Source organism: Nitrobacter sp., assembly GCF_051535215.1.
In the GTDB taxonomy this organism is placed as follows: Bacteria; Pseudomonadota; Alphaproteobacteria; order Rhizobiales; family Xanthobacteraceae; genus Nitrobacter.
Genome location: NZ_JBPPLY010000006.1, coordinates 174,171 through 189,852, shown reverse-complemented (window position 1 = coordinate 189,852; position 15,682 = coordinate 174,171). Strand labels below are relative to the sequence as shown.

Sequence of the window (15,682 nt, the reverse complement as noted above, 5' to 3'; positions counted from 1 at the left end):
GTTCCCGCGACGCAATGAACCTTTGCCGCCGGACGCTTCCCTCCGTTAAGCTCGCCGCATGAAAACTTTCGATTCCCCAATCCGGATCAGCCGGCGCGGCGCGCTGCAATGTCTCGGCGCGGCGGCGATGCTCACGCCCTTCCCGGCTCTCGCAGCGACGCCGCAAGGCTTCGAGCAGTGGCGCGACAGTTTTCGTGCCCGCGCGCTGGCGAAGGGCATCTCGGAGGCGACGTGGAATCGCTGCATGGGTCGGATCGAGCCGGACATGAGCGTGTTCAAGCAGATGCGCAACCAGCCGGAGTTTCACGAGAAGACCTGGCAATACATCAACCGCCGCGTTTCGGACTGGCGCATCATCGCCGGCAAGGAGGCGCTGCGAAAAAACGAGACGCTGTTTTCTCGGATCGAGCACGATTTCGGCGTCGAACGCGGCACGCTGCTCGCGCTGTGGGGCGTCGAGTCCGCGTTCGGCGATCCCCTGGTGCAGAAGAATCACATGCGGCCGGTATTCCCCTCGCTGGCGGCGCTGGCATGGAACGAACCGCGGCGGCGCACCTATTGGGAAACCGAACTGATCAACGCGCTGCGCATCGTGAACAAAGGCTGGAGCACGCCCGAGGAGATGCGCGGCTCGTGGGCCGGCGCGATGGGGCATACGCAATGGATGCCGGAGGTCTGGCTCAACGTCGGCATGGACTATGACCACGACGGCCGGGTCTCGCCGTTCGGGAAGCCCGACGACGCGCTGGGCTCGACCGCGCGCTATCTCATCAACCGCGGCAAATATCATCGCGGCGAGCATTGGGGATATGAGGTGCGCGCGCCCGGCGGCGCGAGCGGCAATCGCAGCTACGCCGCTTGGGCGGCTGCAGGCGTGCATCGCGCCGACGGCAAGGCGTTTCCGCAGCCGAACGCCTCGGCCAAGCTCTGGATCCCCGAGCCGGGCGGCCCGACATTCCTGCTGGGACCAAATTTCTACGCCGTGCGCAGCTACAATCCGTCGATGAACTACGCGCTCGCGATCTGCCATCTCGGCGATCGCATCCTCGGCGCGCCGCCTTTCATCCAGCCCTTCCCCGGCTCCGAGCGCGCGCTCACGCTCGCCGAAGTGCAGGAAGTGCAGACGCGCCTGACCAAGGCCGGCTTCGACACCGGTGGCACCGACGGCCGCGTCGGCAATGACACCATGAAAGCGGTGAAGGATTTCCAGACCCGCGTCGGCCTGCCCGCCGACGGCTATGCAGGACTGCAAGTGCTGGCGAAGCTCCGGCAGGGATTGTAGCCGAAACCTATCGAATTGTCGCTGGTCCCGGATCGGGCACCGCGACGTCCGTGACGCGCAGTTGCACGCGCTCCGCGCCTTGCCAGCGATCCACAGCCAGCGACCCCGCCACATGCAGCGGCTGTCCGCGCATTTGCGCCAGCGCGTTGCCGAGCGGCTGGCCGACCGCGCGGAACGCGATGCCGTTGACGATCGCCCCGTCACCCGACTTGAATCGCAGCCGGAGGTGCGTCTGCCCGACCTCGTCGGCATGGATGAGTTGGTGCGACGGCAGAGCCAATACCGGTTCGGGATTGCCCGCACCAAATGGTCCCGCGCGATTGAGCATCGCCACGAACTCGGGCGTCACCGCACGCGCGCTGACCGCGCCGTCGATGAACAGTTCGTTGACGTGACGCGACCGGGCCACGTCGGCGGCGAGCGCCTTCTCCATGTAGGCGCGGAATTCCGCCAGTCGTTCCTTGCGCAGCGTGACGCCCGCCGCCATGGCGTGACCGCCGCCCTTGAGCAGCACGCCGTCGGTCACCGCCTGCCGCACCGCCCTGCCGAGATCGACGCCGCCGATGGAGCGCCCCGATCCGGTGCCGATTCCGCCCGGCTCCAGCGCGACGACGAAGGCGGGCCGGCCGAACTTGTCTTTCAGCCGCGACGCGACGAGACCAACCACGCCGGGATGCCAACCCTCGGACGCCGTGACGATGACGGAGCCCTTATCTTCAAGACCGAGCGAGGCCAGCGCCTCGGCTTCCGCTTGCGCCTCGGCCGCCTGCTCGATCACGCGACGCTCGGTATTGAGGCGATCGAGTTCGGCGGCGATGCGCGCCGCTTCCGAGACGTCGCCTTCGAGCAACAGCCGCACGCCCAGGTCAGCACGTCCGATACGGCCACCGGCATTGATGCGCGGCCCAAGCATGAAGCCGAGATGCCAGGCTTCAGGCGGGCCGTTCAGCCGCGCGACATCCATCAGCGCGGTATGACCGATGTGATCGCGGCGGCGCAGCGCGATCAGCCCCTTCGCCACGAAGGCGCGGTTGAGGCCGGTCAGCGGCGCGACGTCGGCGACCGTGCCGAGCGCGACGTGATGCAGCATGTTCAGGAGATCAGGCTCCGGCCGCTCGGGCGTCCAGAAGCCGCGCTGGCGCAGTTCGCGGTTCAGCGCGACCAGCGTCACCAGCACAAGACCGACGGCGGCGAGATGCCCGAGGCCAGAGAGATCGTCCGGCCGGTTCGGATTCACCAGCGCGTCCACATCCGGCAGATCGTCGCCACACTGGTGATGATCGATCACCACCACCGACATGCCCTGTTGCCCTGCGACAGCCAGCGGCTCGATGCTCGTGGTGCCGCAATCGACCGTCACAAGCAGCGTCGCGCCCTTTGCTGCGAGCGCGTTGATCGCGTCGACGTTCGGGCCGTAGCCCTCGAAAATCCGGTCCGGGATGTGGATCAGCGGCGTGAGGCCGCAATGGCGCAGATGCCAGGTGAGCAGCGCCGCCGAGGTCGCGCCGTCGACATCATAGTCGCCGAAGATCGCGACCGTCTCGCCGCGCATCGCGGCATCGGCGAGCCGTTTCGCCGCCGCCTCCATCTGCGTCACGGTGAAGGGATCGGGCATCAGCCGGCGGATGGTGGGATCGAGAAAATCCGCGACCGCATCGATCTCGACGTCGCGGCCCGCGATCACGCGCGCCAGCATTTCCGGCAACTGATGCCGCTGCGCGATCGCCAGCGCACGCGCCGCGCCCCGCGCATCGAGGCGGTCGCGCCACAGACGCCCGGTCACCGAATGCGCGACGCCGAGAAAAGCGTCAGGCGCTTCGATCGGAAATGCGGTGGCAGGCAAGGTCATGATGTCGTCCGCGCCTTGCGAGAATTTTTCGCGCCAGTCCCACGGCGTCGCGCGAAGATTGATGTCAATCCAAATGAAATTTATCCAACTGCCGGTGCTCGGCCTTGATGCGGCGCACGGTGCCCGTCACCGAGCGCATCACCACCGTATCGGTCTTGATCACGTCCTTGCCGAAACGCACGCCCGAGAGCAGTGAACCCGAGGTCACGCCGGTTGCGGCGAATACGCAATCGCCTTTCACCATGTCTCCAATCTCATATTTCTTTTTGGGGTCCTTGATCCCCATCTGCAGGGTCCGCTCGCGCAAGGATTCGTTGTCGATGATGAGGCGGGTCTGCATCTGGCCGCCGATGCAGCGCAGCGCCGCCGCGGACAGCACGCCTTCCGGCGCGCCACCGCTGCCCAGATAAATGTCGATTCCGGTTCGCGGCTCCGCCGTGTGGATGACGCCGGCGACGTCGCCGTCGCTGATCAGACTCACGGCGGCGCCGATCTTGCGCAGCGCGGCGATCTTGGCGGCATGGCGCGGGCGGTCGAGCAGAATGGCGGTGATCTCGGTCGGCTTGACCCCCTTGGCCTTGGCGAGATTGATGATGTTCTCTTCCACCGGCGCATCGAGATCCACCGTTCCTTGCGGATAGCCGGGACCGATCGCGATCTTGTCCATGTAGCAATCGGGGGCGTGAAGCAGCGTGCCGCGCTCGGCCATCGCGATAGTGGCGATCGCGCCGGGCATGTTCTTGGCGCACAGCACGGTCCCCTCAAGCGGATCGACCGCGATGTCGACCTCCGGTCCGTGGGAATTGCCGACTTTCTCGCCGATGAACAGCATCGGAGCCTCGTCGATCTCGCCCTCGCCGATCACCACGGTGCCATCGATTGGCAGCTTGTTGAGTTCGCGCCGCATGGCGTCGACCGCGGCCTGATCGGACGCCTTCTCCATGCCGCGCCCGCGCAGGCGCGCCGCCGACACCGCCGCCCGCTCCGTCACGCGCACGATCTCTAGCGTCAGGAGACGACGGAGCGCCTGTTGCGGCGGAATGGAAATATCTGTCGACATCGCTTCAACTCTCCTCGGGCAGCGCGGCGGGATCCCTCAATTCTTTTCGATACGGATGACCTGCGGACGGCCGGTGATAACCTTGTCCGCCCTCACCGCATGAAGCGCGCGATGCACCGCGTCCTCGCTGGTCGCATAGGTAATCAGAAGCACGGGAACGGGCTCTGCCGGTTTGCCGGTCTCAGTCGTATCCAGCTTACCGTTGGGATGGCGCTGGACGATCGATTCGATCGAAATCTTCTGCTCCGCGAGCCGCGTTGCGATTGTCGCCGCGGTGCCGGCGAAATCGCGCGCCATCAACCGGATGTAATACCCCCCCTCATGGCGCTCCATCGGCGCCTTCTTGGTCGCAAGCAGCCGCGACGCCGGCCGCCCGAACGGCAGGGCGCGAATGCCGCACGCGACATCGGCGATATCGGCGACCACGGCGGACGCCGTCGCTGCGCCCCCGGCGCCCGGACCGACCAGCGTGATCGGCGGGATGCCCTCGCCGTCGATGGTGACCGCATTGGTGACGCCCATGACTTGCGCAATCGACGAGGTCTTCGGCACCATGGTCGGATGCACCCGCTGCTCGATGCCCTTGGCGGTGCGCACCGCGACGCCGAGCAGCTTGACGCGGTAGCCGAGTTCTTCCGCCGCGCGAAGGTCCTCCGGCGCGATCGACGAGATGCCTTCGACATAGACCGCGCTCTGCGCGACGCGGGTGCCGAAGGCGAGGCTCGCCAGGATCGACAGCTTCTGCGCGGTGTCATGACCGTCGACGTCGAAGGATGGATCGGCCTCGGCATAGCCGAGGCGCTGGGCCTCCTTCAAGCACTCGGCGAACGAGAGATTTTCGCGCTCCATCCGCGTCAGGATGTAGTTGCAGGTGCCGTTGAGGATGCCGTAGACGCGGTTGATCGTGGTGCCGGCAAGTCCTTCCCGCAGCGTCTTGATGACGGGAATGGCGGCGCCGACCGCGGCCTCGTAGTTCAGCGCACCGCCGTGCTGCTCGGCGAGAGTGGCGAGCCGCAGGCCATGCTTGGCGATCAGCGCCTTGTTGGCCGTCACCACCGACTTGCCCGATTTCAGCGCCGCCTCGATCGCCGACTGCGCCGGGTCGCCCGCACCGCCCATCAGCTCGACGAAGCAGTCGATGTTTGGATCGTTCGCCAGCGCCAGTGGATCCTTGGCCCACGCAATGCCGCGCAGGTCGACATCGCGCTTCTTGGTCTTCGAGCGCGCGGCGACGGCGACCACGCGAACGCCGCGCCCGCAGCGCGCCGACAGCGCCCGCCCCTGCTGCTCGATGAGATGAACCACGGCGGACCCCACAGTGCCGAGCCCCGCAATGCCCACTTTCAGGGGTGCGACCATAAGGGAAACCTGCTGGAAAACCGGTGTTGCAAGGAACGATCAAGGCACGGCCGGCCCGAAGGGCCGCAAGGCCGTCCCCGAACCGGCGCCTATCGCCGGTTGGCGAGAGGAACCACGTTGTGCAACGTTTCGATGCCGCTTTCAAGGAAGTGGCGGACGCCGCGGGCGGCCTGGCGAATTCTCTGTTCGTTTTCCACCATGGCGATGCGGACATAACCCTCGCCGTGCTCGCCGAAGGCGACGCCGGGCGAGACCACGACCCCGGATTTCTCGACCATCAGGGTTGCGAACTGCATGCTGCCGAGATCGCGAAACCGTTCAGGCAGCGGCGCCCATGCGAACATCGAAGCCTGCGGTGGCGGGATCACCCATCCCGCGCGGCCGAAGGATTCCACCAGCGCGTCGCGGCGCTTGCGATAGATGTCGCGCATCTCGCGAATGCAGGTGTCCGGACCGTTCAGGGCCGCAGTCGCCGCCACCTGGATCGGCGTGAAGGCCCCGTAATCCAGATAGGATTTGACCCGCGCGAGAGCCGCGATGATGCGTTCGTTGCCGACGGCGAACCCGATGCGCCATCCGGCCATCGAGAACGTCTTCGACATCGAGGTGAACTCGACGGTGACATCGATCGCGCCGGGCACCTGAAGCACCGAGGGCGGCGGATTGTCGTCGAAATAGACCTCGGAATATGCGAGGTCGGACAGGATGAAGATCTCGTGCTTCTTCGCGAACGCGACGAGGTCACGGTAGAAATCGAGGCTCGCGATCTGCGCCGTCGGGTTCGACGGATAGCAGACGATCAGCGCGATCGGCTTCGGTATGGAATGGATGATCGCGCGTTCGCAGGCGGCAAAGAAATCCGGCGTCGGCGCTGACGGCACCGAGCGGATCACGCCGCCCGCCATCAAAAAGCCGAATGCGTGAATCGGGTAGCTCGGGTTCGGACACAGCACGACATCGCCCGGCGCGGTGATCGCCTGTGCGACGTTGGCGAAGCCCTCCTTGGAGCCGAGCGTGGCCACGATCTGCGTGTCGGGATTGAGTTTCACTCCGAAGCGGCGGGCATAGTAGCCTGCTTGCGCCTTGCGCAGGCCGGTGACGCCGCGGGAGGCCGAATAGCGGTCGGTCTTGGGTTTGCCCAGGGTTTCCTTGAGCTTGTCGAGGACATGGGACGGCGTCGGCAGGTCCGGGTTGCCCATGCCGAGGTCGATGATATCGGCTCCGGCGTTCCGTGCGGCCGCCTTGGCGCGATTGACCTGTTCGAATACGTAAGGCGGCAGACGGCGGATACGATAAAATTCTTCCATGGCTCCTGGCTCCGGGCCGGATTTAACGGGCGATCGGCACGGGTCCCAAGTCACCGGACCTGACGGTTCCACGCGTGCTGAATCGCGGCAGTTTAGCACGGACGCCCTGCTCCGCCAGCACTTCGCGTATCGTGGCGGGACCGCAAACCGGGACAGCCCATACGAGGCTTATTTGGGCTCCGAGGTCTGGGCCGCCTGGGACTGGTGCTCGCGCGCGGCGATCAGCTCCTTCTCAATCCTGGCCTGTTCGGCAGGGGCCATCGCCGCATGGTCTCTCGGCGCCGGCATGTCATGTACCGCGGGATAGTCCGGCACCTCGGCCGCCCGTTCCGGCGCATCCGGCGGCGTGCCGACAGGCAGATCCGCAATCGACGTCGAACAGCCGCCGAGCGACAGCGACAGCAGCACCAATGTGGCCGCGCCGGCCATCGCACAGCCCGTCCATCTGAGCGCCCGCCGGTTGGAGGCTGTCGAGCCGGACGCGCTCACGTCTCTATCCGAACCTGCGGCATCATGATGCGTTTGCTTCATCAGATCGAATCGCACGCTTAGAATCATTATCGTCCGGGAACGCCAAAGCCGCTATCCCGCTGGCCCAGCGTCCTTAAGACAGTTCATCAGGGCTCATATATGGCCGTATAAAGATGTTTTGTCGCACCGCAACACATCGAAACCGGCATTGCTCCCCAGATTATGCCATGATCGCTGCCCGCTACGCGCGGACGGAATTTTGAACAAACCCTCAGGTGTGCGGCCATGAGCGAGTTACCTGTCGAGACCAAGGCCGAGGCCAAGCCCCGGTTCGACCCGGACACCTTCGCGATGAACCTCGCCAATGCGATGGAGAGCGGCGGCAAGGCGCTGGCCGCATACCTCAAGGCGCGTGAGGGCGGCGAGGCGCGCGACGGCCAGCCGAACGAGTTTGCCGAGTTGATCAGGACTGTCAGCACGGTGGCCGACTACTGGCTTTCGGACCAGACCCGCGCGGTCGAATTGAAAACGAAACTCGGCAAGGCCTATCTGGACCTCTGGGGCTACGCCGCGCGCCGCCTCGCCGGCGAGGAGATCAATCCCACCATCGCACCCGCACCCCGGGATAAACGTTTCACCGATCCGGAATGGCGATCGAACCAGTTCTTCGATTTTGTGATGCAGGCGTATCTGCTGACGACCAAATGGGCGAACGAACTGGTTCGCGACGCCGAGAACCTCGATCCGCACACCCGCAAGAAGGCCGAGTTCTATATCGCGCAGATCACCAACGCGCTCGCGCCGTCGAATTTCGTGATGACCAATCCGGACGTACTGCGCGAAACCTTCGCCTCGAACGCCGACAACCTCGCGCGCGGCATGAAAATGCTGGCCGAGGATATCAATGCGGGCAACGGCGTGCTGCGGATCCGGCAGTCCGACTCCAGCCATCTCGAAGTCGGCGTCAACATGGCGACGACGCCGGGCAAGGTGATCTACCAGAACGAACTGATGCAGTTGATCCAGTATTCGCCGAGCACCGAGACGGTGCTGCGGACGCCGCTCCTGATCGTGCCGCCTTGGATCAACAAGTTCTACATCCTCGACCTGAAGCCGGAGAAATCCTTCATCAAGTGGTGCGTCGATCAGGGCATCACGGTGTTCGTGATATCCTGGGTCAATCCCGACAAGCGGCTCGGCGAAAAGACCTTCGAGGATTACATGAAGGAAGGCCCGCTGGCGGCGATGGACGCGGTCGAGAAGGCGACCGGCGAGACCAAGGTGCATACCATCGGCTATTGCGTCGGCGGCACCCTGCTCGCGACCACGCTGGCATGGCTTGCGGACAAGCAGCGGGCGCGCGTGACGTCGGCGACGTTCTTTGCCGCGCAGGTCGACTTCACCCACGCCGGCGACCTGCTGGTATTCGTGGACGAAGACCAGATTTCCGCGCTCGAACGCGACATGAAGCAGTCCGGCGTGCTGGAAGGCAGCAAGATGGCGATGGCCTTCAACATGCTGCGCCCCAACGACCTGATCTGGTCCTACGTCGTCAGCAACTATCTCAAGGGCAGGACGCCGCCGGCGTTCGATCTGCTGCACTGGAATTCGGACGCGACGCGGATGCCCGCGGCCAACCATTCCTATTACCTGCGCAACTGCTACCTCGAGAACCGTCTCTCGACCGGCTCGATGGTGCTCGACAACACCCTGCTCGACCTCTCGAAGGTCAAGGTGCCGGTGTACAATCTGGCCACTCGCGAGGATCACATCGCGCCGGCGGAATCGGTGCTGTACGGTTCGCGATTCTTCGGCGGCCCGGTGCGCTACGTGCTGTCAGGGTCGGGACACATCGCGGGCGTCATCAATCCGCCGTCGCTCGGCAAATATCAGTACTGGACCAGCGACGCCATCGGCAACACTACGGTCGCGGAGTGGATGAAGGGCGCGCAGGAACACAAGGGGTCGTGGTGGCCGGACTGGCACGCCTGGCTGCGCGGAATCGACGCCGAGGTCGTCCCTGCCCGCGAGGTCGGCAGCGCCGCGCTCCCGCCGATCGAGGACGCACCGGGGAGTTATGTACGCGTGCGGGCGTGAGGTGACCGAAAGCGAATTAAAAGCACGCTGTCGATCAGTTGCCCGAAGCAAGTCACGTCATCCAAACATTTTCAAAACCGTTCTCTCGCTCAACTATTCGATGAGCACACACCGATGCTATATCCGCCGGATCACTTCGGTGTGAGGGGATAAAGTTGGTATCACCACGAAAGTTTATCGGCCTGATCCTAGCGGGGGCTGCGCTGGTCATCGCCGCGGGCAGTGCGACATCACGACTTGTCGCCTTTAACGCGGAAGAGACCGCTCAATCCCAGCCCTATTGTATTCAAGTCGCCGATAGGACTTCTGACTACCGCCCCGCCCGCTCCTGGCTCGACTTGTCGGCCTTGACTATGTGGGCCAGGCGCGAGGGGCCGCTATATATGCAGCACCATGCTATCCTCGTTGTCGGCGAGGGTGAAAATCGGCGTCTGTATTACTGGTCCTATCGCCAACGTTCTTTCGAGCCGGAGGTGCTTAACGGCCAGATTATGGACCGCGGGCCGGCGGTGACCTGCCTGCCAGTGCATGATTTCGTAAGTAAGCAGCTGGTACTTTTTCCCAAATCGTTTGACACCGTTTACGTCAAGTTTTCAGCGCAGGGTGCCTACCGTATTCCAAACGCATGGCAGGTAAAATGGAGCGGCGGAGCCAACCCCACCTTGAGGCTTGCGACAACCGCTCCTGACTTCCAGCCACTCAATCAACGCTGGAGAGATTTGGCGCGAGAGGAACATGATAGCAATTGGGTCTTCATCGCGTGGGATCCAGAGTGGGTGTTAAGTCTCATGAAGGCCGAACCCAGCGGCAACATTGTCGAACAAAGTACCGAGTTCGGCCTGGCGAAGAGCAAAACCCTCACGCACGGTAAAGATGGCAAGGAATATATCGGATATCGCTATCTTGTTTACGCCGACGATCGTGACATCAACACCACGGTGATCGACTGCGCTACGCCATCCGAGGCCTTTCCAAAATCTTGTCAACACCGCTTCATCAACAGGGGACGGCATTTCTATTTCCGCCATCGACCAGAGGATGTGGCAAATTGGCGGGGCATGCAGGCACGCATCCTCGAATTGATGGATTCGTTCGAGGTTCACGACGGCGCTTCACCACACGGATAGAGATTGCTACGCGCAACGCTCGTAAGGTAGCGAGAACAACTTCTCCCGGTCATGCCCCGGTCAAGCTTAGGCATGACGACAAACAATGAAAGGGTTTCGAGCACCCCTTCAATCCGCCCCAGAATCCCTCAACCCGAGCATCAGCCGCATGTTCTGTACCGCCGCGCCGGATGCGCCCTTGCCGAGATTGTCGAGCCGCGCGACCAGAACGGCCTGCCGGTGCTTCTCGCTGGCAAAGACGTGAAGCTCGAGCCTGTTGCTGCCGTTCAGCGCCTCCGGCTCGATCCGTCCATTTTTCGTCGCGGCGTTGTCGAGCGGCATCACCGAAACATAGGCGCTGCCCGCATAACGCTTTGCCAGCGCCGCATGAAGCGTAGCGCCATCGGGTTGTCCCGGCAGTGTATCGAGATGCAGCGGGATCGACACCAGCATGCCCTGCCGGTAGTCGCCGACCGACGGCGCGAAAATCGGCCGCCGCGTCAGGTTCGCGTACTTCTGCGTTTCCGGCAGATGCTTGTGCTCGAAGCCGAGTCCGTAGAGCTCGAACGCAGGCGCGGTCCCCTTCTCGAAACTCTCGATCATCGACTTGCCGCCGCCGGAATAGCCGCTCACCGCGTTGATGGTGACGGGATAGGCCTGCGGGATCAGGCCGGCATCGGTCAGCGGCCGCAGCAAGGCGATCGATCCGGTCGGATAGCAGCCGGGGTTCGTGACCTTACGCGCCGCCTTGATCCTGTCCGCCTGATCGGGCGTCAGTTCCGGAAAGCCGTAGGTCCAGTCCGGCGCGACGCGAAACGCCGTCGAAGCGTCGAGCACCTTCGGCGCGTCCGCGCCCATGCCGTCGATCAAGGCGACGGTTTCCCTGGCCGCCTCATCGGGCAGGCACAGGATCACGAGATCGACCTCCGCCATCAGTGCGCGCTTGGCGGCCGGATCCTTCCGCTTGTCACCGTCGAGGCTTTTGACGGCGACGTCGCCCTGCCGGTCGAGCCGCTGGCGGATTTCGAGCCCGGTGGTTCCAGACGCACCATCGACGAACACCGTCGGCCGGACGGCGGTGTTGCCGCTGAAAGTTAAGTCTTTCGCTTTGGTATCTGCGGCAGTCACGACTTTATCCTTGCATCCCGCGAGCGTGCTCTCTGGCTCGCCTTGTAATCCAAATGCGCCGGCCGCGCGACCGCTTCCTCCGACGCTCCTTCGCAAATCCGATCACGCTCAAACCGCATACCAGATCCATTCGACGATCCGCGAGATCACGTCGCCGAACACCAGCAACACCGCCGACCAGATCAAGGCCGACGTCCAGTTTGCAATCTGGAAACGCCAGTACGGCATGGCGAAGATTCCGGCTGCAAGTGGCACCGTGGCGCGCAGCGGTCCGAAAAACCGGCCGATATAAATAGATGGGATGCCCCATCGCTGCACGAAAGCCTGCCCGCGCGGCAGAAGGTCGGGATGGCGCGACAGCGGCCACATTTCGGCGACGCGGTCCTTGAAGTGATAGCCGAACCAGTAGGACAGCCAATCGCCGAGCGACGCGCCGACAGCGGCCGCGATCCAGACCGGCCAGAATTTGATGTCACTGATGCCGATCAGGGCGCCGATCGCTACCAGCACGCCCCACGCCGGAACCAGCAGCGAGATGAAGGCGAGCGACTCGCCAAAGGCAAGCAGCAGCACGACAGGGGCGGCCCAAACCTGATGATCGCGCACGAAGTCGACCACGCCGCGTCCGACGTCTTCCATTCCAAAATGCCTCTTGCCGCTCCCTCAGCGAAGGGGTGTTGAGCCTCCGCGGCGGTACAAAACAATCGGAAGCAGCTAAACTAGCCTCTCATACGACTTCAAGTCACAAAGACTTGGATATTGGAAAGACTTGCATATTGAAGACTTGCATCCTGAAAAGACCGGGATCCAATCATCGTGATCTCGGAGAAAACAGGGGGAACGAATGATCGGGTCGGCGATGATGTGCGTAAGCGTTGTCCTTCTGCTGATCGGAATGGTCGCGGGAATGGCCATGGGAATCCAGCAGAACTTTACCCTGGCCCCCGCCCACGCCCATCTCAACCTGATAGGCGGGGTTCTGCTATTCCTGTTCGGACTCTACTATCGGCTGGTGCCGGCCGCCGGAAACAGCACGCTGGCCCGGATTCAGGGCTCACTCCACATTCTCGGCGGCCTCGTGTTGCCGGCCGGGGTTGCGCTCACCCTGTTGAATAACGGTGCCTATTTCGCGGCGCCGGCGATCGGCTCGGTTATCGTTGTCGTTGCGACGCTATTGTTTGCAGTCGTCCTGTTCCGCACCGAGCGGACCTGACGCCCGCTCGACCCGATCCGCAGGGCGTTCACAAATCCACCCGTGTCCGTGGCATAGTCAGCGCGGTCGATTCGACTTGTCCGGCGTGCCTGGTTTTTGAAGAAATATGTCCAAATCACTGAAACAAAATACAAAGTCAAAATCTGCCGACGACCTGTTCGAGGCTTCCGCGGCCAAGACCTCCGAGACCAGGGCCCGCGCCGGCCGCGGATCGAGCCGCGGGTCGGGAGCCGAGGCCGACTACACCGCCGCCGATATCGAGGTGCTGGAGGGGCTTGAACCGGTCCGCCGCCGCCCCGGCATGTACATCGGCGGCACCGACGAGAAGGCGCTGCACCACCTGTTCGCCGAGGTGATCGACAACGCCATGGACGAGGCGCTGGCGGGCCACGCGACTTTCATCGTGGTGGAACTGGCCGCCGACGGCTTCCTCACGGTCACCGACAACGGACGCGGCATCCCCGTCGATCCGCACCCGAAATTTCCGAAGAAGTCGGCGCTCGAAGTCATCATGTGCACGCTGCATTCAGGCGGCAAGTTCGACTCCAAGGTCTACGAGACCTCCGGCGGTCTGCACGGCGTCGGCGTGTCCGTGGTCAACGCCCTCTCCTCCCGCCTCGAAGTCGAAGTGGCGCGCAGCCAGAACCTCTACAAGATGACGTTCGAGCGCGGCCACCCCAAAGGCAAGCTCGAAGACCTCGGCAGGATCGCCAACCGGCGCGGCACCACCATCCGCTTCAAGCCCGACACCGAAATTTTTGGCGCAAAGGCCGCGTTCAAACCGCAGCGCCTGTTCAAGATGACACGCTCGAAGGCGTATCTGTTCGGCGGCGTCGAAATCCGCTGGCGGTGCGCGCCGGAATTGCTCAAGGGCCTCGACGACATCCCGGCGGAGGCGACCTTCCACTTCCCCGGCGGCTTGAAGGATTATTTGGCCGCGGCGATCCACAAGGACACGCTGGTTCATCCGGACATCTTCTCCGGCAGATCGGGGCGCAACGGCGCGCACGGCGCCTGCGAATGGGCGGTGGCGTGGACCGCCGACGCCGACGGTTTCCTGTCCTCCTATTGCAACACGGTGCCGACGCCTGACGGCGGCACTCACGAGTCCGGCCTGCGCAGCGCGCTGCTGCGCGGCTTGAAGGATCACGCGGAGCGCGTCGGACAGGGCAAGCGCGCGGGCTCCATCACCTCCGAGGACGTGATGGTCGGCGCCGCGGTCATGCTCTCGGTGTTCGTGCGCGAGCCGGAATTCCAGGGCCAGACCAAAGACCGCCTCGCCACCGCCGAGGCCTCGCGGATCGTCGAACAGGCGATCAAGGATCCGTTCGATCACTGGCTGTCCGGCAATCCGGCGCAGGCCAACAGGCTGCTCGATTTCGTGATCGAGCGCGCCGATGAGCGGTTGCGCCGCCGCGCCGAGAAGGAAACCTCGCGCAAGAGCGCAGTGAAGAAGCTGCGCCTGCCCGGCAAGCTCGCAGACTGCACCGACACCGCGACCGATGGCTCCGAACTGTTCATCGTCGAGGGCGATTCCGCCGGTGGCAGCGCCAAGCAGGCGCGCGATCGCAAGACCCAGGCCGTGCTCCCCCTGCGCGGCAAGATCCTCAACGTGGCCTCCGCAGGCAGGGACAAGGTTACCGCCAACGCGCAGCTTGCCGATCTGATCCAGGCGCTCGGCTGCGGCACCGGCACCAACTATCGCGAAGAGGATTTGCGCTATTCGCGCGTCATCATCATGACCGACGCCGACGTCGACGGCGCGCATATCGCTTCGCTGCTGATCACCTTCTTCTATCGCCAGATGCCGCGCCTGATCGACGAAGGCCATCTCTATCTCGCGGTGCCGCCGCTCTATCGCCTGACTCACGGCAGCAAGACGGTCTATGCCCGCGACGACGCGCACAAGGAGGCGCTGCTCAAGAGCGAGTTCAACGCCAACGCCAAGGTGGATGTCGGCCGCTTCAAGGGGCTTGGCGAGATGATGCCGGCGCAGCTCAAGGAAACCACGATGGACCCGGCAAAGCGCACGATGTTGCGCGTGGTGCTGCTGGCGGACGATCGCGAGGACACGGCGGACTCGGTCGAACGGCTGATGGGCACCAAAGCGGAGGCGCGCTTCGCCTTCATCTCCGACAAGGCCGAATTCGCCAGCGAGGAGCTGCTGGACGTGTAAAGCAGGATCCGGCCCGAACGGCCGGGGACAGCGCAAAAATGAAAACCCGGTTCGGATAAGGTCGCGCTCGATCAACAGGATAAGGCCAGGTCTTATTCAACGGTTGAAGCAACTCCGGCGGCCAACCTGCGGTCACATTCGCGAGCGATCATCGCGGCCTTAACCGCAATGGAGGTCAGGCGATGGGCTCGACCGTGATCCCCGCGATGCGTTATCGCAATCCGCACAGAATGATCGACTGGCTATGCGACACCATCGGCTTCACCCGAAAAGCCGTCTATGACGATGGAAGCGGCGGGGTCGCCCATGCCGAACTCGCGCTCGGGGATGGCATGATCATGCTGGGTTCGGCTCGCGACGACGACTACGGCAAGGTCCAGCAGCCGGCCACAGCCGATCGCCCGGTGACCCAGAGCTCCTACATCGTCGTGCCGGATGCCGATGCCGTCTATGCGAAGGCCAAGGCCAACGGCGCCACCATCGTTCTCGACATTTCCGACAAGGACTATGGCGGACGCGACTTCACCTGCCGCGATCCCGAGGGCCACGTCTGGAGTATCGGCACCTACAATCCCTGGAGATGATCATGCGCGACCGCCACCTCCGGCGAATGCACCTGCTCCGTCGCATGCCG

At 63.9% G+C, this 15,682-nt stretch carries 13 protein-coding genes; 6 read left to right on the top strand and 7 right to left on the bottom strand.

The window, feature by feature from the left end:
• The first annotated feature begins 58 nt into the window (after window positions 1-58).
• Window positions 59-1,282, top strand: a complete 1,224-nt coding sequence (locus tag ACS3WB_RS09085) for a lytic murein transglycosylase (RefSeq protein ID WP_438275234.1) — start codon at window positions 59-61, stop codon at window positions 1,280-1,282.
• 7 nt (window positions 1,283-1,289) lie between these two features.
• On the opposite strand, the gene recJ is transcribed toward ACS3WB_RS09085, so the two are convergent.
• The 5 genes from recJ to ACS3WB_RS09060 all read right to left on the bottom strand — a co-directional run bounded on the left by recJ (window position 1,290) and on the right by ACS3WB_RS09060 (window position 7,388).
• Window positions 1,290-3,131 (bottom strand): single-stranded-DNA-specific exonuclease RecJ, encoded by a 1,842-nt coding sequence (recJ, locus tag ACS3WB_RS09080; RefSeq protein WP_438275233.1) that lies wholly within the window; start codon window positions 3,129-3,131, stop codon window positions 1,290-1,292.
• A 64-nt stretch (window positions 3,132-3,195) separates the two neighbouring features.
• Complete coding sequence (gene glpX, locus ACS3WB_RS09075) at window positions 3,196-4,191, bottom strand: class II fructose-bisphosphatase (protein ID WP_438275232.1); 996 nt, start codon at window positions 4,189-4,191, stop codon at window positions 3,196-3,198.
• 36 nt (window positions 4,192-4,227) lie between these two features.
• Complete coding sequence (locus ACS3WB_RS09070; protein WP_438275231.1) at window positions 4,228-5,550, bottom strand: homoserine dehydrogenase; 1,323 nt, start codon at window positions 5,548-5,550, stop codon at window positions 4,228-4,230.
• An 89-nt stretch (window positions 5,551-5,639) separates the two neighbouring features.
• Window positions 5,640-6,857: an LL-diaminopimelate aminotransferase gene (locus ACS3WB_RS09065; protein WP_438275230.1), complete on the bottom strand. Its 1,218-nt coding sequence runs from the start codon at window positions 6,855-6,857 to the stop codon at window positions 5,640-5,642.
• A 168-nt stretch (window positions 6,858-7,025) separates the two neighbouring features.
• A complete protein-coding gene (locus tag ACS3WB_RS09060) occupies window positions 7,026-7,388 on the bottom strand; it encodes a hypothetical protein (RefSeq protein ID WP_438275229.1) in 363 nt (120 codons plus the stop codon).
• A gap of 225 nt (window positions 7,389-7,613) precedes the next feature.
• Here ACS3WB_RS09060 and ACS3WB_RS09055 point away from each other — a divergent pair, with 225 nt between their 5' ends.
• The gene (locus tag ACS3WB_RS09055; RefSeq protein WP_438275228.1) at window positions 7,614-9,425 is read left to right on the top strand and encodes a PHA/PHB synthase family protein; all 1,812 of its coding nucleotides are present in this window, start codon (window positions 7,614-7,616) and stop codon (window positions 9,423-9,425) included.
• A 155-nt stretch (window positions 9,426-9,580) separates the two neighbouring features.
• Window positions 9,581-10,552 (top strand): hypothetical protein, encoded by a 972-nt coding sequence (locus tag ACS3WB_RS09050; protein WP_438275227.1) that lies wholly within the window; start codon window positions 9,581-9,583, stop codon window positions 10,550-10,552.
• 108 nt (window positions 10,553-10,660) lie between these two features.
• Here the strand turns inward: ACS3WB_RS09050 and argC are convergent, their stop codons facing one another.
• Entirely contained in the window at window positions 10,661-11,659 is a 999-nt protein-coding gene (gene argC, locus ACS3WB_RS09045) for an N-acetyl-gamma-glutamyl-phosphate reductase (protein WP_438275226.1), read from the bottom strand.
• A 108-nt stretch (window positions 11,660-11,767) separates the two neighbouring features.
• The gene (locus tag ACS3WB_RS09040; RefSeq protein ID WP_438275225.1) at window positions 11,768-12,298 is read right to left on the bottom strand and encodes a DedA family protein; all 531 of its coding nucleotides are present in this window, start codon (window positions 12,296-12,298) and stop codon (window positions 11,768-11,770) included.
• 205 nt (window positions 12,299-12,503) lie between these two features.
• On the opposite strand from ACS3WB_RS09040, the gene ACS3WB_RS09035 reads away from it, so the two are divergent.
• The 3 genes from ACS3WB_RS09035 to ACS3WB_RS09025 all read left to right on the top strand — a co-directional run bounded on the left by ACS3WB_RS09035 (window position 12,504) and on the right by ACS3WB_RS09025 (window position 15,632).
• Complete coding sequence (locus ACS3WB_RS09035; RefSeq protein ID WP_438275224.1) at window positions 12,504-12,872, top strand: hypothetical protein; 369 nt, start codon at window positions 12,504-12,506, stop codon at window positions 12,870-12,872.
• 106 nt (window positions 12,873-12,978) lie between these two features.
• A complete protein-coding gene (gene parE, locus ACS3WB_RS09030; RefSeq protein ID WP_438275223.1) occupies window positions 12,979-15,048 on the top strand; it encodes a DNA topoisomerase IV subunit B in 2,070 nt (689 codons plus the stop codon).
• A 182-nt stretch (window positions 15,049-15,230) separates the two neighbouring features.
• Complete coding sequence (locus ACS3WB_RS09025; RefSeq protein ID WP_438275222.1) at window positions 15,231-15,632, top strand: VOC family protein; 402 nt, start codon at window positions 15,231-15,233, stop codon at window positions 15,630-15,632.
• The last annotated feature ends 50 nt before the right edge of the window (window positions 15,633-15,682 follow it).